This is a genomic window from Paratissierella segnis (assembly GCF_014385195.1).
Taxonomy (GTDB): domain Bacteria; phylum Bacillota; class Clostridia; order Tissierellales; family Tissierellaceae; genus Paratissierella; species Paratissierella segnis.
The window spans coordinates 192,504-213,756 of record NZ_JACRTG010000034.1; the positions used below are offsets into that span (position 1 = coordinate 192,504).

General features: G+C 35.4%; 16 protein-coding genes and 1 riboswitch. Of the genes, 1 reads left to right on the plus strand and 15 read right to left on the minus strand.

Annotation, left to right across the window (positions count from 1 at the left end; translation table 11 throughout):
* Positions 1 to 12 precede the first annotated feature (12 nt).
* Positions 13 to 1,674: an S-layer homology domain-containing protein gene (locus H8707_RS15040; RefSeq protein WP_262430971.1), complete on the minus strand. Its 1,662-nt coding sequence runs from the start codon at positions 1,672 to 1,674 to the stop codon at positions 13 to 15.
* A gap of 186 nt (positions 1,675 to 1,860) precedes the next feature.
* Positions 1,861 to 2,074, minus strand: a riboswitch (cobalamin riboswitch).
* Between the two features lie 129 nt (positions 2,075 to 2,203).
* The gene (locus tag H8707_RS15045) at positions 2,204 to 3,088 is read right to left on the minus strand and encodes an ATP-binding protein (protein WP_262430972.1); all 885 of its coding nucleotides are present in this window, start codon (positions 3,086 to 3,088) and stop codon (positions 2,204 to 2,206) included.
* A gap of 412 nt (positions 3,089 to 3,500) precedes the next feature.
* On the opposite strand from H8707_RS15045, the gene murI reads away from it, so the two are divergent.
* Positions 3,501 to 4,283 carry a glutamate racemase gene (gene murI, locus H8707_RS15050; RefSeq protein WP_262430973.1) on the plus strand — a complete coding sequence of 261 codons (783 nt, stop codon included), beginning with the start codon at positions 3,501 to 3,503 and terminating at the stop codon, positions 4,281 to 4,283.
* Between the two features lie 29 nt (positions 4,284 to 4,312).
* Here the strand turns inward: murI and eno are convergent, their stop codons facing one another.
* The 13 genes from eno to grdC form a co-directional block, all read right to left on the minus strand.
* Positions 4,313 to 5,599: a phosphopyruvate hydratase gene (eno, locus tag H8707_RS15055; RefSeq protein WP_262430974.1), complete on the minus strand. Its 1,287-nt coding sequence runs from the start codon at positions 5,597 to 5,599 to the stop codon at positions 4,313 to 4,315.
* A 36-nt stretch (positions 5,600 to 5,635) separates the two neighbouring features.
* Positions 5,636 to 7,168, minus strand: coding sequence for a 2,3-bisphosphoglycerate-independent phosphoglycerate mutase (gpmI, locus tag H8707_RS15060; protein WP_262430975.1), 1,533 nt, complete (start codon positions 7,166 to 7,168; stop codon positions 5,636 to 5,638).
* A gap of 12 nt (positions 7,169 to 7,180) precedes the next feature.
* Positions 7,181 to 7,927, minus strand: coding sequence for a triose-phosphate isomerase (gene tpiA / locus H8707_RS15065; RefSeq protein ID WP_262430976.1), 747 nt, complete (start codon positions 7,925 to 7,927; stop codon positions 7,181 to 7,183).
* 53 nt (positions 7,928 to 7,980) lie between these two features.
* Complete coding sequence (locus H8707_RS15070; protein WP_262430977.1) at positions 7,981 to 9,171, minus strand: phosphoglycerate kinase; 1,191 nt, start codon at positions 9,169 to 9,171, stop codon at positions 7,981 to 7,983.
* Between the two features lie 61 nt (positions 9,172 to 9,232).
* Positions 9,233 to 10,240, minus strand: a complete 1,008-nt coding sequence (gap, locus tag H8707_RS15075) for a type I glyceraldehyde-3-phosphate dehydrogenase (RefSeq protein WP_262430978.1) — start codon at positions 10,238 to 10,240, stop codon at positions 9,233 to 9,235.
* A gap of 17 nt (positions 10,241 to 10,257) precedes the next feature.
* Positions 10,258 to 11,346: a sugar-binding transcriptional regulator gene (locus H8707_RS15080; protein WP_262430979.1), complete on the minus strand. Its 1,089-nt coding sequence runs from the start codon at positions 11,344 to 11,346 to the stop codon at positions 10,258 to 10,260.
* A gap of 240 nt (positions 11,347 to 11,586) precedes the next feature.
* Positions 11,587 to 12,963, minus strand: coding sequence for an RNA polymerase factor sigma-54 (gene rpoN / locus H8707_RS15085; protein ID WP_262430980.1), 1,377 nt, complete (start codon positions 12,961 to 12,963; stop codon positions 11,587 to 11,589).
* Positions 12,964 to 13,204: 241 nt separating this feature from the next.
* Positions 13,205 to 14,170 (minus strand): ABC transporter permease, encoded by a 966-nt coding sequence (locus H8707_RS15090; protein WP_262430981.1) that lies wholly within the window; start codon positions 14,168 to 14,170, stop codon positions 13,205 to 13,207.
* The gene (locus H8707_RS15095; RefSeq protein ID WP_262430982.1) at positions 14,170 to 15,363 is read right to left on the minus strand and encodes an ABC transporter permease; all 1,194 of its coding nucleotides are present in this window, start codon (positions 15,361 to 15,363) and stop codon (positions 14,170 to 14,172) included. Before H8707_RS15095 ends, H8707_RS15090 begins: the two co-directional genes overlap by 1 nt.
* Positions 15,350 to 16,900: an ABC transporter ATP-binding protein gene (locus H8707_RS15100; RefSeq protein ID WP_316699709.1), complete on the minus strand. Its 1,551-nt coding sequence runs from the start codon at positions 16,898 to 16,900 to the stop codon at positions 15,350 to 15,352. The genes H8707_RS15095 and H8707_RS15100 overlap by 14 nt, the downstream gene beginning before the upstream one ends.
* Positions 16,901 to 17,079: 179 nt before the next feature.
* Positions 17,080 to 18,276 carry a BMP family lipoprotein gene (locus H8707_RS15105; RefSeq protein ID WP_262430983.1) on the minus strand — a complete coding sequence of 399 codons (1,197 nt, stop codon included), beginning with the start codon at positions 18,274 to 18,276 and terminating at the stop codon, positions 17,080 to 17,082.
* A gap of 211 nt (positions 18,277 to 18,487) precedes the next feature.
* The gene (gene grdD, locus H8707_RS15110) at positions 18,488 to 19,669 is read right to left on the minus strand and encodes a glycine/sarcosine/betaine reductase complex component C subunit alpha (RefSeq protein WP_262430984.1); all 1,182 of its coding nucleotides are present in this window, start codon (positions 19,667 to 19,669) and stop codon (positions 18,488 to 18,490) included.
* A gap of 10 nt (positions 19,670 to 19,679) precedes the next feature.
* Entirely contained in the window at positions 19,680 to 21,218 is a 1,539-nt protein-coding gene (gene grdC, locus H8707_RS15115) for a glycine/sarcosine/betaine reductase complex component C subunit beta (RefSeq protein ID WP_262430985.1), read from the minus strand.
* Positions 21,219 to 21,253: the final 35 nt, after the last annotated feature.

A 21,253-nucleotide genomic window follows, 5' to 3' on the forward strand; every position in this document is an offset into this window, starting at 1 on the left:
TTATCTCATCCTCTATAAAAGATTTGCCGCTTCCAACATAGAATATAGCATCTTGGCTACTTCATACCTCTTAATAGCGTCCTTTGGTCTTATGTCAATGTCATCTTGTGAAAGTATGTTCTTTTGATAGCAAAATGCTAATGAAGGTCTTGCCCAATTAGAAGAGGTAATGTAATCTGTAAACTGAGCCAATATATCTCTTACTTCCCCATCTGTCACGGCAGTTTCCATTCCGGTAAGCTTTGCCGCTCTGGCAACCATAGCAGCTGCCTCTTCTCGGCTAATAGTCCCCAATGGATTGAAGGTTGTAGGCGTAGTACCTTTTACAATTCCGTAACTATAAGCAGTACCAACTACATCTGCATACCAACTGTTTTCTGAAACATCTGTAAAAATACTATCATTCTTTCTGGGAAGTCCCAGCCCTTTTACTATAATAGAAGCAAATTCTGCTCGGGTCATGGTAGAATCAGCATCAAAGATTTTTTCGGTTTTCCCATTGATTATACCTCTCTCTGCCAATGCTTCAATTGATGACTTAGCTATATGGTTTCCAATATCATCAAAGGTTTTGCCGGGGGTTATTATTAGCATAAGTTTCACATCTGTATGTTTACCGGGTAACCCTATTTCTGTATCTTCTGCAGGTGGATTGACAATCTGCGCGGTATCAGTATCTCCCATACGATACAGGCTGTTTTTACCTGTTTTTGATCTGTTTGCAGCAACAAGAGCATAAAACGCCTGTTCAGTAGCCATTAAATTGCTGCCGCCATCAATTGTATGACTAAAACCCTGATTTTTTATATAAAATGTCATAAGGTTATTCAATAATGTATTTCCATTCTTTACAAACCTTGGGTCATCTAATGAAATACCCAGCTCCCCTAATGCTGCAATAACCTGAGCTACACTTTCAGAATTTTCCTCATTCCAACTAGCGTACCCGCCCTTATTGTTTTGCAGCTTGGAAAGGCAATCCAATGCTTCTTCCGTAACTTTTTTTACATCTTCTCTATCTTGATATTTTGCCAATGCTTGTAATGCCATTGCAGTAATATCCGGATCGCTTTGATAATCGTCATCTGCTTCTTCTGTCCCTCCATATAGTGAAAAACCGCCATCAGGAAGCTGCCTTTTTAGAATTTCATTTATATACATATCTCTGGTGGCTTGAACCTTTGCCTTAGGATTTTCCGGCATGGAATAATTGTCGCTATCCAGCGCTATAAGCGCAAATACGGGACCATTGATACCTTGCCAGATTGTCTTTTCAAAATCTCCTAAAGCAGTGGTCAGGTCATAACCTGCTACATCAGTAGGATCATAGCCGGCTGCAGTAAGTCCTAAAATTACGCGGGAATATTCAGTATATTTCTTATCATGCAGTATCCCATCGGCTGCTTTTACATAAGCCTCCACATTCTTATAATAATTATCATAATAACTGTCCGGTATATCAAATTCTGAACGAGCAAGGCCGATAACCGCCCATTCACCGCCAACAGATCCTACCTGCGGATTTTTAACAGTTTTTTGAATATAGTTTGCTGTATCCTTTATTACGTCATTTATATTTAATGCTGCTGCATAAGCTGTCATTGGAACAGCACTAAACATCATTATCATTGCCAATAGTATTGCCAATGGCTTTTTAAATCTCTTTCTAATCATTTTTATTTTCACCTTTCTTTTTCATTTTTGAAAGTCAATTTAGGCTTTAAGTCACCTATAGCTTGGATTAATAATTTTCTCTTGCCATCGTGCAAGACTAAAACTATATAATCATTAAAAAACGACTGCAACAATCAATTTTGACTGCCACAGCCGTGTTTCTGCGATATTAATTAAACCTTATTCAAATAAGGCTATTCTTTTGTAGGTCTTCTGACTTACACCTTAGCAGATTATCATATGCCAATCAAGCTCTGCCTTCCCAGTTTCCCAGTGACTGACTTTCGTCAACGAGCATTGATTATCGGTGCTTACAGCGGCGGTACCGTTCGGGATTTTCACCCAATTCCCTTTTTCAATCCTATGCACTAATAGAATCACAAAAAATCATATTCGATTTTATTTAATATTTCTTATTTTACATTTTACATAGATTAACAGATTATGTCAATCCTAAATTCTTTCCCAAGTTTTTCACCATGTAATTAAATTTAAAACACACATAACCCATTAAATTATTAGGCTTTATCTATCCTTCAATAAGTTTATAAGTGGTACCTGGTCCATTACCCAATTTCTCAATGATATTTTTATCTATAAGTGAATTTAGAATTCTTATGGATTTTGTTTTGTTAAATTTGGTTTTCTTGTCTAGTTCCGCCCTTGAAAGTTCTATTTCCTCTTTAAATATATCTAGTACAATATTTTCACCATCTGATAAATCTAACTTTTTGATATCTATAATAGGTAATATGATCTTTATATAGTTTTCGCTGATATCATAAATTGGTTTAGCAATATTGTTGGCATACTCTTCGTTTATTCTCATTATACCAGTCCCAAATTTTTCCATAATGTCCAGTCTATAAAAAACATCTGCTATTATTGGATTCCTTAATAAAGATATATTGCTATACAAATATTCATCTTTTGACATACCTGCCGGTAAACCCCCGGGAGAATTAATTTCTAGCTTATTTTCAAACATAGATATTTGAATATATGAATTTATATCCCATATTCTATGAACAATTGCATTTGCAAGAGCTTCTCTAAATGCTTCTCTTGGAATCAGTTCTTTTTTAATCCTTTGATAGCCTATTATTTCTTCATACTGATAATATCTTCCGAAGATTTCTATGGCTTTATCATATTGAGATAATAATGAAACCTCTTTAATAGTTTCTCTATACAATATTTGGTTTATATTTGCACCAAATCGAACTATATCTATGCCTGCAAATCTTATATTATTTTTATCTGACAATAATTCCGCAGCTACATTATAATCTCCATTTTTATCCAATAAGTTCAAAGTTTTTAGGATATCAGAAGTTAACTTTTTTATGCCTAACTTTTCCTTGAATTTTAACTCTAATATATTAAATTCTAAATGTTGAGTAGAAGCTTGCATTTCTTCATAATCTATATTTACCCCTTTTAATATTAATCTTCTTAACTCAAACCTATCAACTTCTACTGTAGAAGTGTCTGATCTTCTATAAACTTTATTATTATAATAATATGGAGTGTCTTTTCCTTCTTTTCCATTATCATCACCTTCCGGAATTCATGCTTATATTGTAACATGCAAACTTATTAAATGCAACGTAACTCTTATCGTTTCATTTATCGTTTCATTTTAAAGCGATATCTTGGATATCGTTGCATATCGATTGAAACGATAAACTTAGCAAAAATAAAAGGTCTAAATATTAATATTAAGTTTTACTTAACATAATTATATATTATAATATTACTTATGCGACAATGTATGTTAAAATAAACTTAACTTCAAATGCACTAAAAGGAGGTATAATTATAATTTGAATAGATGTATAGGAGTATTAGACTCAGGAATTGGTGGACTTACCGTAGTGAAAGAGTTACAAAAACAACTCCCCGGTGAAGATATTCTTTACTTTGGTGACAATAAAAATTGTCCTTACGGAAATAGAAGCGGAGAGGACATTTTAGCATTAACCATGAATATGCTCGAATTTATGAAACAAAATAATGTTAAAGCAGTAGCTATAGCCTGTAACACGATTTCCACGCTAATTGATTATTATAAGGATAAATTTGATTTTTCCATTATTGATATAACAAAACCAACTATTGACTATATTATTAACATGAACATATATGACATAGCTATATTAGGAACCGAATTTACTATTAAGACAGGAAAATATGAGAAGCTATTGCATGAAAAAAACCCCAATATAAGAGTTATAAATGAAGGCAGTAAATTACTTGCAGGACTTATAGATTCGGGAAAATTTGATTCTCCCGAAACCAGAGAAGTAGTAAAAAGTCATATAGATAATTTAATGAAAAAAGGAAATGCTGATAATCTAGTTCTTGCCTGTACTCATTTCCCGATAATAGAAGATGTATTTCTGGATATATCACCTCAATTAAATATCATTAACCCGGCCTTCCAACAAGCTAAGGCAATAAGCGAATATCTAAGCAGCAATAATTTACTTAATGATAAAAAAGAAGGAGAATTAGATATTTATACTTCAGGTGATACAAAAATATATTCAAATGTAATTGAAAGACTTAATTTAAAGAATGTTAACAGCATAAAAAACTCCCCTTAAACAAAAGCTTAAAGGGAGTTTTTATTAATTTATAGGTTATAGAAAGATTTCTTTCCTTTATATTGTGCCAATTCTCCTAAACCGTCTTCAATTCTTAATAACTGATTGTATTTTGCAACTCTGTCAGTTCTTGAAGGCGCCCCGGTTTTGATTTGTCCTGCATTTGTAGCTACAGCCAAATCTGCAATAGTTGAGTCTTCTGTCTCACCTGATCTATGGGATATAACCGCTGTATATCCATGAGTCTTTGCCATTTCTATAGCATCTAGGGTTTCTGTTACTGTACCGATTTGATTTAGTTTTATTAGTACGGAATTTGTTACTCCTAATTCTATACCCTTAGCCAATCTTTCTGTATTTGTTACAAATAGGTCATCACCTACAAGCTGAATTCTCTTGCCTAATCTTTCAGTAAGCAATTTCCATCCGTCCCAGTCATCTTCTGCTAATCCATCTTCTATAGAGATTATTGGATATTTATTTACCATTTCTTCGTAATAATCAACCATTTCTTCTACTGTTAATTTTCTGCCTTCTCCGGCTAAATTATAAATCTTGCTTTTTTCATCATACATTCCTGATGCAGCCACGTCTACAGCTAACATTACGTCTTCTCCCGGAACATATCCTGCTTTTTTGATAGCTTCTACAATTGTAGCTAGAGCTTCTTCATTGCTTGATAAATTTGGCGCAAAACCACCTTCGTCACCAACTGCTGTGTTTAAGCCTTTGCCTTTAAGAACTGCCCTTAAATTATGGAATATCTCTGCTCCCATTCTTAAAGCTTCTCTAAAGTTCTTTGCTCCAACAGGCATTACCATGAATTCTTGAATGTCAACGTTGTTATCTGCATGCTCTCCGCCATTTAATATGTTCATCATTGGAACAGGAAGAGTTTTGGCATTGACTCCGCCTACGTATTGATATAGTGGCATTCCTAATTCTTCAGCAGCTGCTCTTGCTACTGCTACGGATACTCCCAATATAGCATTTGCTCCCAATTTCCCTTTATTGTGAGTTCCATCCAAATCTATTAAAGTTTGGTCTACACCTATTTGGTCAAAACAATCAAATCCAATTATTTCATCTGCTATAATGTCATTTACATTATCTACTGCATTTAATACGCCTTTGCCTAAAAATCTTGATTTGTCTCCATCTCTTAATTCTACAGCTTCATATGCACCGGTTGATGCTCCTGATGGAACTATGGCTCTACCAAATGCACCTGTTTCTGTAAATACTTCTACTTCTACAGTTGGATTTCCTCTTGAATCAAGTACTTCTCTTGCATAAATATCGGTTATTATACTCAAAGAAACTCACTCCTCTTATTTTAATATAGTTCACAATTACTTATTAATTATTAGGCTTTTGCCTGTCATTTCCTCCGGTTTTTCCAATCCCAATAATTCCAGCAAAGTTGGCGCCAAGTCTGCTAGGATTCCTTCCCTCAACTTGATATCTTTATCCCCTACTAGAATCAAAGGAACCTTATTGGTAGTATGAGATGTGACAGGATTACCATTTTCATCTAATTCTTCTTCTGCATTGCCATGATCAGAGGTTATTATTGCATTCCCTCCTACATCTTCAAGCAAATCTATTATTTCTCCTAAACATTTATCAACGGTTTCAACTGCTTTGACTGTTGCCGGTATAACTCCCGTATGTCCTACCATATCCGGGTTTGCGAAGTTTAAAATAATCAAATCATATTTATTCATTTTGATTCGATTTAATATTTCATCTTTAACTTCATATGCACTCATTTCCGGTTGCAAATCATAGGTCGCAACCTTTGGTGAAGGTATCAACGCTCTGTCTTCATTCTCAAAAGGCTCTTCTCTTCCTCCATTGAAGAAAAATGTTACGTGAGCATATTTTTCTGTTTCTGCTGCTCTCAATTGATATAAGCCCTTATTGCTTATATATTCCCCTAATGTATTTTTAATAGGTTCATTTTTGTATGCAACATGAACATTTGGTATGGTCTTATCATACTCCGTCATTGTAACATAATAGGTTTTTACCTCTTTTTCTCTTTTGAATCCATCAAAGTTTTCATCAACTATAGCCCTAGTTATTTCCCTTGCTCTGTCAGGTCTGAAATTGAAGAAGATAACAGAATCGCCTGAATCAATTGTAGCTACCGGAGCATTGTTTTCCTTTATGACTGTAGGAATTATAAATTCATCATTAATTCCTTCTTTGTAGGATTTCTCAACTGCTTCTACCGCATCTACATCTTCTTTTCCCTTGCCCAATGTCAAAGCATCGTATGCCAATTGTACTCTTTCCCATCTCTTGTCTCTATCCATTGTATAATATCTGCCTGAAACGGTTGCAATTTTACCCACGCCAATTTCATCCATCTTTTCTTCTAATTCCTTAATATGTTCCTTCCCGATAGTAGGAGGAACATCACGACCATCTAAAATAGCATGAACATATACATTATCCACTGAATTTCTTTTCATAAGTTCCAATAGCCCATAAAGATGGGTATTGTGGCTGTGAACACCGCCATCTGAAACTAAACCCATTAGATGCATCTTTGAATTATTCTTTTTAACATTGTCTATGGCATCTAAAAATTCTTTCTTCTGGAAAAAGTCTCCATCTTCTATTGCTTTTGTAATTTTGGTTAGTTCCTGATAAACTACTCTACCGGAACCTATATTCAAATGTCCTACTTCTGAATTTCCCATTTGCCCTTGAGGCAGTCCTACAGCAAGTCCGCTTGCTTCAAGTTTTGTTGTGGGATATTTCTTTGATAATCTGTCAAAATTAGGCTTATTAGCTAGAAGTACAGCATTTCCCGGATATTCTTTTCCTATGCCAAAACCATCTAAAATTATCAACATTACAGGTTTTTTAGCCATATTGCCCTCCAATTAAAAATTTATCAACTTAACAAAATCCGTTCCCTTTAAACTGGCTCCTCCTACCAAGGCGCCGTCTATATTGGATTTTTCCATTAACTCTTTTACATTACTTGGCTTAACACTGCCGCCATATTGTATTCTTATTATTTCTTTTTCATTTTCACTATAGATTTCACCTATAGTCTTTCTAATAAACCCGCACATATCATCTGCATCACTTGATGAGGCAGTTTTACCTGTCCCTATAGCCCAAATAGGCTCATATGCGATTACTATATCTGCAATTTTATTGCCGGGTATATCTTTGAATGCATTTATGACTTGGGCTTTTACAATTTCTTCTGCTTTTCCAGCTTCTCTTTCTTCCAAAGTTTCGCCAACGCATACTATTGGTAGAAACCCGGTTTCAAGGGCTGATTTTATCTTCTTGTTTACTGTCTCATCAGTTTCATTGAAGTATTGTCTTCTTTCAGAGTGACCGATTATGCAATAGTCTACTCCAATTTCTTTTAGCATCATCGGTGATATCTCACCTGTATAAGCGCCGCTTTCTTCCCAATGCATATTTTGCGCGCCCAATTTTATGTCCGTGCCTTTAATAGCTTCTTTTACATCTTTTAATGCAGTAAATGGAGTACACACTACTGCCTCAACATTCTCATTGAGGTTTTGAATCTTAATCTCTTCAATCAATTCCAATGCCTCTTTTATAGTATTGTTCATCTTCCAATTCCCTGCAATTATAGGAGTTCTCAAAACATTACCTCCTTATATAAATTTTTTATTGATATATTGTACTTTGATTTTGTCTATTTTTCCGATATCGCTGCGATGCCCGGCAGAACTTTTCCTTCTAATAGTTCCAAGCTTGCGCCGCCTCCTGTAGAAACATGAGTTACCTTATCGGCTACTCCGGCTTTTTCTACAGCAGATGCACTATCTCCACCGCCGATAATTGTAGTGCCGCCTGATTCTACCAATGCATTTGCAACTGCGAAGGTACCTTTGTTGAAATTATCCATTTCAAATACACCCATAGGTCCATTCCATACTATTGTCTTTGCTCTTTTTATTTCTTTGCTGAATTCAGCTATTGATTTTTCACCAATATCCAATCCCATCATATCACTGGGAATCTTATCGATACTTACAGTTTTAAATTCCGTATCATTTTTAAATTCTTTAGCTACAACTACATCTACAGGTAACATCAAATTTACATTATTTGCTTTAGCCTTTCCCAATAAGGATTTTGCCAATTCAACCTTATCTTCCTCCAAAAGTGATGTTCCAATATCGTAACCTTGTGCTTTAAGGAAAGTAAAAGCCATTCCTCCGCCAACTATTATGGAATCCACCTTACTGATTAAATTCTCAATTACTCCGATTTTGTCAGATACTTTAGCACCACCCAATATTGCTAAAAATGGTCTCTCAGGATCTTCTAAGGCTTTCCCCATAACGGATATCTCTTTCTCAACTAAAAATCCAACTGCTGAAGGAAGATAAGTTGATACTCCGACATTAGATGCATGAGCCCTATGTGATGTACCAAAAGCATCATTTACATATAATTCTCCAAGAGAAGCAAGGTCTTTGGAAAATTCTTCTCCGTTTTTCTCTTCTTCTTTTCTATATCTAGTGTTTTCCAAAAGAGCGACATCTCCATTTTTCATGTCTTTCAGCATATCTTTTACTCTTTGAGAAACAACCATATCGTCTTGTGCAAATATTACGTCTTTCCCAAGCAACTCGCTTAACCTTTTAGCTACAGGAGCCAAGCTGAACTTAGGATTTGCTTCTCCCTTTGGTCTTCCTAAGTGGGACATCAAAATTACCTTAGCACCTTTTCCCACTAAATATTTAATAGTTGGTAATGAACTGGTAATTCTAATATCATCGGTTATGTTTCTATTTTCGTCCATCGGAACGTTAAAGTCACATCTTACTAAAACTCGCTTGCCTTCATAGTTATAATCGTTTAATGTCTTTTTATTCATTTTATTCACCCCACTTAACGTTTAAGAGTCGGGCTCTTATTAAAAGAACCCGACTTATTAATTAATTTTTCGTAGCAATTAATCTAGCTAAATCTACTACTCTGTTTGAATAACCCCATTCATTGTCATACCAAGAAACTACCTTAACCATATTGTCTATTACCATTGTTGAAAGAGAATCTACTATAGAAGACCTATTGTCCTTTTGATAATCTCTTGATACCAATGGTTCTTCTGAATAGCCAAGAATCCCTTTTAATTCGCCTTCACTAGCTTCTTTTAATGCTTTATTTACTTCTTCTGCTGTAGTCGGTTCATTAACTTCAAATACTACGTCTACCATAGATACTGTAGGAACAGGTACTCTAACTGAGAATCCATTCAATTTACCTTTTAATTCAGGTAATACTAATGCAACGGCTTTAGCTGCCCCAGTCGTAGTAGGTACTATATTTTCAGCTGCTGCTCTGGCACGACGAGGATCTTTATGTCTTTTATCTAGTATTTGTTGATCATTTGTATAAGCATGTATTGTAGTCATTAAACCTTTCTTAACTCCAAATTTTTCTACAATTACCTTTGCAACCGGTGCTAAGCAGTTTGTAGTACAGGATGCATTGGAAATTACATTGTGTTTTTGTGGGTCATATAAATGATCGTTAACACCCATTACTATAGTTATATCTTCATTTTTTGCCGGAGCAGTAATCATCACCTTTTTAGCTCCTTGTTGTATATGTTTTTCTAGATCTTTTTTGTCTTTAAAAGCTCCTGTTGAATCTATTACCAATTCTACTCCTAATTCTCCCCATGGAATTTCAGCAGGATCCCTATGAGCAACAACCGGAATCTTCTTACCATTGATAATAAAGCCACCTTCATATGTTTCAATAGTACCATTAAATTTACCATACATTGAGTCGTATTTGAATAATAATGCTAAGTCTTCTAATTTACCGGAAGCGTTGATTGCTACCAAATCAAACTCCTTAACATCTTCCTCAAAATAAGCCCTAAGAACATCTCTACCTATTCTGCCAAAACCACTTAAACCAACTTTTAAAGTCATAAAAATTCCTCCTTAACTTAATTTTTAGTTAATTTATTATTAATAATCTCCAAAATCTTTTTGGCTGCACTTTCATCTGTAACCAAAGTCATTTTACTGCTGAGATGGGAGATTGCAATAATTGCCTCTGCCTTTTCTTCACCACCGGCAACCCCTATAATATGTTCCATTTCTTTATATTTATTTAGGCGTATTCCAATGGTTTTATATTCCCATATTTCATTGCCTTCAATATCAAAATAATGTCCAAATGCTTCAGCAACTGCTCCATTTTTTAGCAATCCGTCGATCTTCTCCTTGGGTAAATTTCGCCTATTTGCCATAATATCGGCGCGGCCTAAGCCAAAAAGCAAAATTGTCATGTTGTCAATAAGCTCAATTGCTTCTTTAATTTCACCATTTTTCGCAATCATCTCTAAAGCTTCCTTCTCTAGGCTGTCCGGCACATAAAGAAGTCTATAATTTCCACCAAGTTTTTGACTTATTTTGGCTGCAATTGAGTTGGATTGGGTCTCCACTTCCTTACCTAAACCTCCTCTAGCCGGAATTACAGTCACATCATATGGTTTATTGCTGGGGGTCATCTCATCAGCAACGGTAGCCATTGTACTGCCACCGGTGATTCCAATGATATCCTTTGGTTTGATGATATCCTTCAACTTCGCTGATATAATTTTACCCATTTCCCTTAAGACTAATCCATTCTTTTGAGAATTTCCGGGTACGATAATGACATCTTTTATTTTTAAAGCCTCTTCAAGTTTCTTCTCTAACTCAGGCATGCCTTTCAAGATGACATATACTTCGTTGAAGTCTTCAACTAATCTATATCCTTCTTTAGTGACGCTCATCCCCTGCGAATCTACTGTTACCAAGCTTAACTCTTTGAGAATATTAATCTCATTTCGAATATATCTTTCCGGCATTTCTAATTTCTGAGATAATGTCCTTCTACCTATAGGTTGATTATAATAAATACCCCTCAAAATTAAATATCGCCCTTCTACAATATCAGTAAATTCAGGTGAAATGCTCTTTATCAATTTTATAATATCTATAGACCCACCTCCTTGCCAAGTGGGATGTATTGTGTCCCATATGTTCATTTATCGTCCCACTTATTGCAAAAAAATAAACCATCTAGACACATTATATATTATAAATTTTGGTAATGCAAGAACTTTGAATAAAAAAATGACAATATCAATATCAATTCACAGTTCAAAGTTCAAAGTTCACAATTGTTGGGGTCTATCTCATACTGTCCTAGAAGTTCGACCCCAGCAACTCTTCACTCTTCGCTCTTAGTTCTTCACTATTCTTCCAATTGTGCATTGTGAATTGATTTAATATCTTCTTCTTAACGTAGATGAAGGTATATTTAACTCATCTCTGTATTTAGCAACGGTTCTTCTAGATATAATTGTGCCTTTATCTTTTAATAGATCGACTATTTGTTGATCGCTATAAGGCTTTTTATGATTCTCATTATCTATTATCTCTTTGATAGTTGCCTTTACACTGGTTGAAGAAATATCTCCTAATTGACTGTTTAGCCCTGCGCTAAAGAAGTATTTTAATTCAAACAGTCCTCTTGGCGTTTCCACATATTTGCCATTTGTAGCTCTGGAAATAGTTGATTCATGCATTTTAATATCTTCAGCAACATCCTTTAAAGTAAGAGGCACTAAATGTTTTTCACCCTTTTCAAAAAAGGCCATTTGATGTTTCAAAATGGATTCTACAACTTTATAAATAGTTTGTCTCCTTTGATCTATGCTTTTAATTATCCATGTTGCAGAATTAAGTTTTTCTTGTAAAAATTCTGTAGTTTCTTTATCCCCGCCATCTTTAAGTAAGTTTTTATAAAAATTATTTATATTTAGCCTCGGACCTGTATAATCGTTTACAATAATTATATATTCGCCATCTAAGTATTTTATAGTTGCATCCGGTACAATATATTTTACTTCATTTGAATTTCCACCATATGTTCTCCCCGGCTTGGGTTCTAGCTTTTTAATAAAATCACATGCTTTTTGTAAGTCCTCTAGACTCAATTCCATTTCTTTTGCTATTTTAGTCATTTTGTTGAAAGCGATATCCTTAAGATGATTTTTTATCAAATCTTCTATGATCGGATAATTATATTCCTTTACTTGAAGAAATAAGCATTCCTCAAGGTCTCTCGCTCCCACTCCAATCGGATCAAATCCTTGTATAATCTTAAGCATAGCTTCTACTTTACCTGTATCTTCGTTCAAAGTCTTTGCTATTTCAGAAATATCAGTTTCAAGATATCCGTTATCATCTATGTTTTGAATAATATATTCACATATTTTAAATTTTCTATCATCAATATCTATAAGACGCAATTGGGATATTAAATGCTCTTTTAACGTAGGCATATAGCTTACGAAGGATTCATAATTATATTCTTTAATGTTTTTATCTATTTCAGGTTTATAGCTGATATCGTCGTATTTTTCAAAGTATTCTTTCCAGTCGATATCTATTTCTTTATCCGGTTCGCTGAGTTCGACTTTTTCAGTTTCCATTATAGGTTGCTCTAATTCAAGCATTGGGTTTTCTTCTAATTCTTTCAATATATATTCATTTAATTCAAGGCTAGTATATTGAAGTAATTGTATAGCCTGTCTAAGTTCCGGTGTCATTATTAATTTTTGGGTTTGCTCTAGGTTTAAATTATAGCTAAGCCTCAATCTACTCACCTCTTCCTAATATTATTATATCAAATCAAAATACAATTGTAAAAGCAATTCACAATCTAAATCAATTCACAATGCACAATTCACAATTCACAATGCACAATTTAAAAGAGGAGTTTCTTCTATAGACAAACTAATATTCTTTAGAAAAATCTCCTCTTCTTTTATTTTGATTTATTTACTATGTTCTTTACTCACTGTTCACTATTCGTTATTCACTGTTAGTTGAATTTTTCTATCTCTGCGCCTTATCATATGGCACACCCTCTGCTTTAGGCGCCCGTGATTTCTTAGATGTAAATGCAAGAACTATCATTGTAGCTAAATAAGGCATCATCTTATAATAGTTTTGGTTGATACCCAAATTGTATAAAAATGGTATGAGGGATACCGAATAAGCTAAGGTTCTTAAAAACGCAAAGAACAAGGATGCAAAAAAAATCTTTATGGGCTTCCACTGCCCGAAAATCATAACCGCTAAAGCTAAAAACCCAAAGCCTGCTACCCCTGTATGCCCATTAACATTTCCATCCATTACACCTACACAGTAGAAAAATCCACCAATTCCTCCAAAAATACCGGACAAAGATGTCCCTAAATATCTCATCTTAGTCACATTGATTCCTACTGAATCAGCTGCCTGAGGATGTTCCCCGCAAGCACGTAGCCTAAGCCCAAATTTAGTCTTATAGAATATGATTATTGCAATTATGAGAAAAACTAAACTGATAAAAACTGTAAGATAGGTCCTTTGGAAAAACATCTTGCCTAATATCGGAATTTTTCCCAAAACCGGAAATTCCTTAATATAAAAATTCATATTTGTCGTTATCCCATCACTCATAAAAAACATCTTTGAAACCAAAAGTATTACTGCAGGAATCAGCATGTTCAATGAAGTTCCTGTAATAACTTGATCTGCTTTCATCGTGACAGCGGCAAAAGATAAGAGCAATGAATAAATCAATCCTGCAGCTGCTGCAATCAGCATCCCTAACAATAAAACAGTTTGAGGGCTTAATCCCAAATCCTGTACGAAATACACAAATAACGTAGCAAAGAATGCTCCAAACAGCATTATACCTTCAAGCGCTATATTTACTATTCCTCCGATTTCACTGAACATACCTCCTAATGCAACAAGGAGTAATGGCATTGCTACAGGAAGCATATTTTGTATTAAATAATATACAGTATCCATTATTCTGCCCCCTTTATATTATTATCGGATTTTTCAACCAAAGAATCCTCGTTTATATTATGCTTGGAATTATCATCAATTTTTTTCTTTCCAACAAATTTTTTTATAATTCCTCCAAAGGCTGTGCTCACAATCGCGGCAAATGCTGAAAAATAAATAATTACGGAAATTACCACATCAATTATCTCAGGTTTAAAGCCTACAAGGCTTGCAAGAGTTCCTCCACGCTGTATATGGGATATAAATATAGAGGAAAAAATAGTCCCTATAGGATGCGAATTTCCTAATAGCGCAACCGCAATACCGTTGAATCCGGCCGGCGCTATTATATTAATAGGCTCATATGTCATACTACTGCCTGCAATACCTGAAGGAGCAAGTATTGCAAAAGCACCGCCTAGACCCGCCAATCCTCCGGCAATTAACATTGTGATTATAGTATTTCTTTTACCTTTCATTCCTGCATATTCACTGGCAAATTTATTATAACCGGTTGCTTTTAGTTCATATCCAAAGGTGGTCTTTTCTAAAACAATGTACAAAATGATTCCAATAGCAATTGCCAAAACAATTCCATAATTGACATTTGAGCCCTTTATCCCAAGCGACGGAATCTGTACATCAGTTGGTAAATAATTTGTTCTGGTTTTTGTAGCTACATACATTACTGAGCTGCCTTGAACCCACATATCGACTAAATACATACCAATATAATTAAACATTATAGATGTAATTACTTCGTTTACATTTAAGAATGCTTTGAAAAATCCGGGGATAAATCCCCAAAGCATGCCTCCTAACATTCCTGCCAAAACAGCAACTATCCAATGACTGTTCCCCGGCAAATCAAACATAAATCCAACATAAAGAGCAAAGAACATACCCATTGTATATTGTCCGGAAGCTCCTATATTGAACAGTCCAATTTTATAAGCAAATCCAACGGAAAGACCTGTCATCAATATTGGTGTAGCAAAATAAAATACATCTCCAATACGCTTAAATCCTCCTAAGACTATGAATTTAAAGCCAGCCCAAGCGCTATCGGGTTTGGCAAAAATCATTACTATTAAACCAAATAATAATCCCAGAAGTATTGCTATTAAAGCAGACGTCAATGAAGAAAATCCCTTACTGTGTGTTATACGTTTTAAATTAAATTTATTTTTAACAACTTGATTATTTTCCCCCATCGTTAATCTCCTTTACCACATCACGTTTTGCGCCTGACATGTAAAGCCCAAGCTCTTCTACAGTAGCAATCTTAGGGTCCAGTTCTCCTACAATTTCCCCTTCATACATTACCAGTATTCTATCACTTACATCCATAACTTCGTCCAACTCCAATGATACCAAAAGTACAGCTTTTCCGGCGTCACGCCTTGCAACCAGCTGTTTGTGTACATATTCTATAGCTCCTACATCCAACCCCCTTGTAGGCTGAACTGCAACAAGAAGTTCAGGCTCCTTGTCTATTTCTCTCGCAACAATTGCTTTTTGTTGATTGCCTCCTGACATACTTCTAGCTATTGTATCCGGTCCCTGGCTGCTTCTAATATCAAATTCATCTATAAGTTTTTCAGCATATTCTCTAACTGCATCAAATTTTATAAATCCGGATTTTTGGAAATCCTTCTGCCAATATCTTTGTAAAACCAAATTTTGACCCAGTTTGTAGTCAAGCACTAGTCCATATTTGTGCCTATCTTCCGGAATATGACTCATCCCCAATATAGAACGTCTCCTTATAGATGATTTGGTAATATCTTCACCACAGAGCTTTATAGCTCCTGAGCTTACTTTATCAAGTCCTGTTAATGCATTTACAAATTCAGTTTGACCATTGCCGTCAATCCCTGCAATACAGAGGATCTCACCGCCTCTTACGTCAAAGGATACGTTCTTAACAGCATTATTTTTATGAGTTTTTGATGCTACAGTTAGGTTTTTAACAGAAAGTGTAACATCGCCTGTCTTAACCTCGTCTTTATGAACACTAAATGTAATATTTCTTCCTACCATCATTCTGGAAAGTTCTTCTTTACTTGTTTCATTAATATTTACAGTTCCCATGCATTTACCCTTACGAAGGACTGTACATCTGTCTGCTACTTCCATTATCTCATTTAGTTTATGAGTTATAAACAAAATTGATTTACCCTCTTCTGCAAAATCTCTCATAATCTGAAGAATTTCCTTTATTTCTTGAGGAGTTAAAACAGCAGTAGGCTCATCAAAAATCAATATTTCATTGTCCCTGTAGAGCATTTTAAGAATTTCCACCCTTTGTTGCATACCTACAGTTATATCTTCAATCAGCTCATCGGGATCAACCCTTAGCCCATATTTTTCGCTCAAATTAATAACCTTTTCCCGTGCTTCCTTCTTTTTCAAAAAGCCTGCGGTGTTCGGTTCAACTCCCAATATAATATTTTCAAGCACGGTAAAAATCTCTACTAGTTTAAAATGTTGATGAACCATACCTATTCCAAGCTCATTAGCATCATTGGGATTGTTTATCTTAACAACTTGTCCATTTTTACGTATTTCTCCTTCTTCAGCTTGATAGAGTCCAAAAAGTACACTCATAAGTGTTGATTTTCCAGCCCCATTTTCTCCTAGAAGAGCATGAATTTCTCCCTTTTTTAATTTTAAGGTAATATTGTCGTTAGCAATAATACCCGGGAATTTTTTTGTTATATTAAGCATTTCAATAATATAATTTTCCACGGTAACCTCTTCTCTTAATTATATTTTTATAATTCACAGTTCATAATCGGTAGAATCATTCTTTAGAATCTTAAAAGAGAAGATTCCTCTTTATTAAGGTATTAAAAAATGGGGGAATTTTGACTCCCCCATTAATAACCTACTTGCATAAGGCAAGCCTATGTCAAATAATTTTTAAACTATCTAGTAGTTACTGAAACCTTTACGAGATTTAATTGAGTTGTAAGTTCTTCAGCAGTTGCATTTCCTGATGGATCTTCAACTTCTATTTCACGAATAGGCTTTACGCTTCCATCTACTAATGTCTTGTATACTTTTTCGTAATCGTCTTTTGTGAATTTTTCAAATCTATCAAATGCATCTGTATTTGGTTCGCCTATTACAGTTGTAGGAAGACTTACACCATCGTTTTCGGCGCTAAATACTGTTGTTTTGCCAGCATATGTTGCCCAGCTATCGGTTTTGTAGATTGATTCCAATACGCTTATTACGGAAGCTGCAAGACCTTTTGTAGCTGATGTAATGACTGTTTCACTGTCATATCTTTGGTCTACGTCAACGCCTATAACCTTACCGTTAGATTCATTAGCTGCTGACATTACTGATTTACCAACTGAGCCACCGCAACCGAATACTACTTCTGCTCCTTCTTGGAACATTGTCTTAGCAGTCGCTTTGTTTGTATCATTTTCGTCAAAGTTTCCTGTATAGTGATAGATTGCCTTAATGGCTCCATCTTCAAGCCCTAGTTCTTTTGCTGCACCTTCAGCGCCTTGAAGATATCCATATCCGAAAGCTTGTACTGCCGGTACCGCCATGCCACCCATGAAACCTATTTTAGTCATCCCATCCATGACTGCTGCATAACCTGCAAGGTATCCTGATTGTTCTTCAGCATAAAGAATACTTGCAACATTTTCTTTCGTTTCTGCTTCAGAATAATCTGCTGAATGTGGAGCACCATCAAGAAGTATAAATTTTACATCAGGATATTTTGTCTGAGCTTCAAAGATTGGAACTTCAAAAAGAAATCCCGGAGTTACAACAACTTTTGCTCCACCTTGGATTGCCAAATCAATTGCTGCTAAATAGCCGGCATCAGATGCCTCTTCTGGTTTGATATAGTTATGTGTAATGTTGTTTTCTTCTGCAAATGCTACTACGCCTTCCCAAGAACCTTGGTTAAATGATTTGTCATCTATATTACCTTTGTCTGTGATTAAAGCAATTTCATAACCATCACTTGATGTACCTTGGTCATCACCATTGCCTGTTGGCTCTTGATTTCCACCATTATCTACAGGTGCTTTAGAACATCCAACCAAGCTAGTAAATACCAGCATAATGGCAATTGCAATGGATAGAGTTTTTTTCATTTTTTACCCCCCTAATTTTTATAAAAAATAAATTATTATCTGCCTATTAATTATACTATTTCCGTCAGAATAATACAACTACAAAATTGGTAAACAATGCATAATGCACAACTTAATTCAATTCACAATTCACAATTCACAATTCACAATTGAAAAGATAGTGAAGAAATAAGAACTAAGAACTAAGAGTGAAGAACTGCTAGAGGAGGTACTAGCAGTCTTCAGGTTCTCCTACATCATAGCCTGCTTTGGCTAAAAATTTTAAGGATTCATTTATCCTATTTTCGTTTACCATAACTATAGGTCCGGTACATCCCATTCCCGATTCAGCATAGATACCTTCTTTCCACAATACTTTAACCGCATCTTCCAATTCCATTATATCTATACCTTCAATAGTCCCGGTTACTGTTTCCTTTAGGGGAGCGATTATTTCTTGCCCAATTTCCTCTTTCTTAACTTCCTTGTTTGAATTTTTTAGAATTTCACTTAACCCTGCCTTATTTGCTTTTTCAAACTCTTCTTTTGCAAATTTGCCTAGGTTCCCTCGAAGAAGATCAGCCGCATAAGAAATGGCATTAGCAACTACCGGTGTACCGGATGCTCTGGACAAGATTAAAATTGTTCTATCATAATCTTCTCCAATTCCGGGACCGTATCCGTAGCCTTGAGATTCAAAACTTCCTCCTGTTGTAAATGAGGAGAAAACTTTCATCAATATATTGCCGGTTAAGGTGTCTGTAATCATCACATCGGGAGTTCCTATCAACAGATCATTCCCTCTCATTACCGCTCCGCCATCTGCTCTTTGGGACTCAGTAAAGTTTATGGAATAACCTTTTGATATTAGCTCCTTATAAATTCTTTCAACTTGTCTTGCCCCATCGACATTCAATATACCTACAGCGGGATTCTCAATACCCATAGCTTTTGCGGCTATTATTCCATGAATGCCATTCTTCACCATTGCCTCTACTCTATGAGATGAAGAGGTCCCGGTAGTTGTTGCTATAAACATCTCTCTTCCAAATCCCGGAGTTATAACTTTGCCTACTGTAGAAACCCCAATCGGAAAACTGTAGTGCTGAGTTACACACGCACCTATTTCACCTTTGTCAAGGAGTTCCTCCATCTTTTTATATCCTTCTTCATCTGTTTTTACTATCTCTTGAGTAAGCTTTGAATCCACCTTTTCTCCTATAAGCACTACTTCTAATCCATCATCTCTTTTTTGAGCTATTTCAGCGCCTTTTACTATATTCTCAATACCTAATTCACTACCAAAAGTAGTAATACCTACACGAACTCTTTCTCCAAATCTTCCTGTTTCCAAGGAATTGGCAATATCATTAAAAACCTTGCCAATCATGTCTTTAACATTGTTTTCAGACATATGATCACCTCTAATCTTTCAGTAGATGTGAAGCAAAATCCCTCATGGCTTCTGCAACTAATCTTCTAATTTCTTCCTCTGAAACGCCCTTTTCTTCTTGGATATTTCCTGGGTTCTTTTCCATTACAATAGATGCACCGTCAAATAGATTAGTCATCCTTCCCAGGAACAAACTACCCTTTCCTATAATCATTGCCTTATCTATTTTCCCCTTTAAGATATCTTCTCTTCCAAATCCTATATAAGGAACACCGGAAGGAATATGCCCCTGTGTAGGCGCCCAACCTTCCATACCATGATTTAATATAAAATCATTGATGCCACTTCTTTCCAACTCTCCTCTCTTAACACCCAGAGCAGCAATCATCTTGTAGTTGGCATTTGGTACGTCTCCTGCACCTGCAGGTTTGGTTACATCAGGATTTTGCATTTCTACAGAAAATTTGTCTATATCTGTTATTTTTAAATTCCCCCTATCTAATGGGTCCGTAACCAATGATGTGATAACAGCCTGTGGTGATGATCCCGTCCCTACATTGTGTTTACCAACCAAATCCGTCCTTAGTATAGGGTTTTCTCCATCATTTTCAGCTATTACCATTGCAAATCCGCCAATTACATCTTCTAATATAGGCAAATCCTTCTTTACGTGATCTTTGCCATTCATACCCAATTTAGCTGTTGAGCCTCCTGAGACAATCATTACTTTTTTAAAAGTACCCGCCTTTACTAAAGATGCTGCAGATATAATTGAATGAATAGGAGCAGCACAGAAGCCTCTTATATCGGAGCCTGAAGCATTAATCAAGCCTGCGACTTCTGCTATAGCTTTAGAGAAGTTGCCTCCTCCTCTTTGGTTCATATCGCCGCATGCTTCCTCAGAGCATTCAATTACATAATCTATCTCATCAGGAATTATGTCATTTTTATCTAATAAATGAAGCGCTGCTAAAACACCGCTTGCCTTTGAGACAAGATTTTCAAACAGGACATGAGCATTTAAGTTTTGATCTACATCATGGGCTCTTTTTACGCATCCCACCAATTTCCCGTTGAAAAACAATCCCTCAGCACCATGCTCTTGTATAAGCCCTTCAATATCTGACAATGTCTCGCCTTGTTTTAAATTTGCTACCATTTCGTCTGTAATTAAAGGATGCTTTATAAGCTTTGCTTTTACATCTTTTGTAAATTCAACCGATAGCTTTACCAGATCAAAAGAATCTACGATTTTCATCATTCCTATGAATTCGTCTTGAGGCATTATTTCGCCAAATCTTCCTTCTCGCGTAGCTCCTTCAATTTTTTTATCATGCCAAGGCTGCTCATATTTTCTTAATTCATCAGGATGATGATTTCCTATATACACTTGATTTGGCAGATAATTGACTGCCTCCTCATAAGTTCTTAAATGACTTGGCAGATTTTTTAAATATTCTGAATCAGGGTGCAAATATTTCTCCGTAGTTTGTGTAGTACCATTGTTTAAAACCATATCCGGAGCATGTACCAGTATATACGAAGCCCCTTTTATTGTCGGATAACTCATTTATATCCACCTCCAAATTTTGAGTTTAATAACAT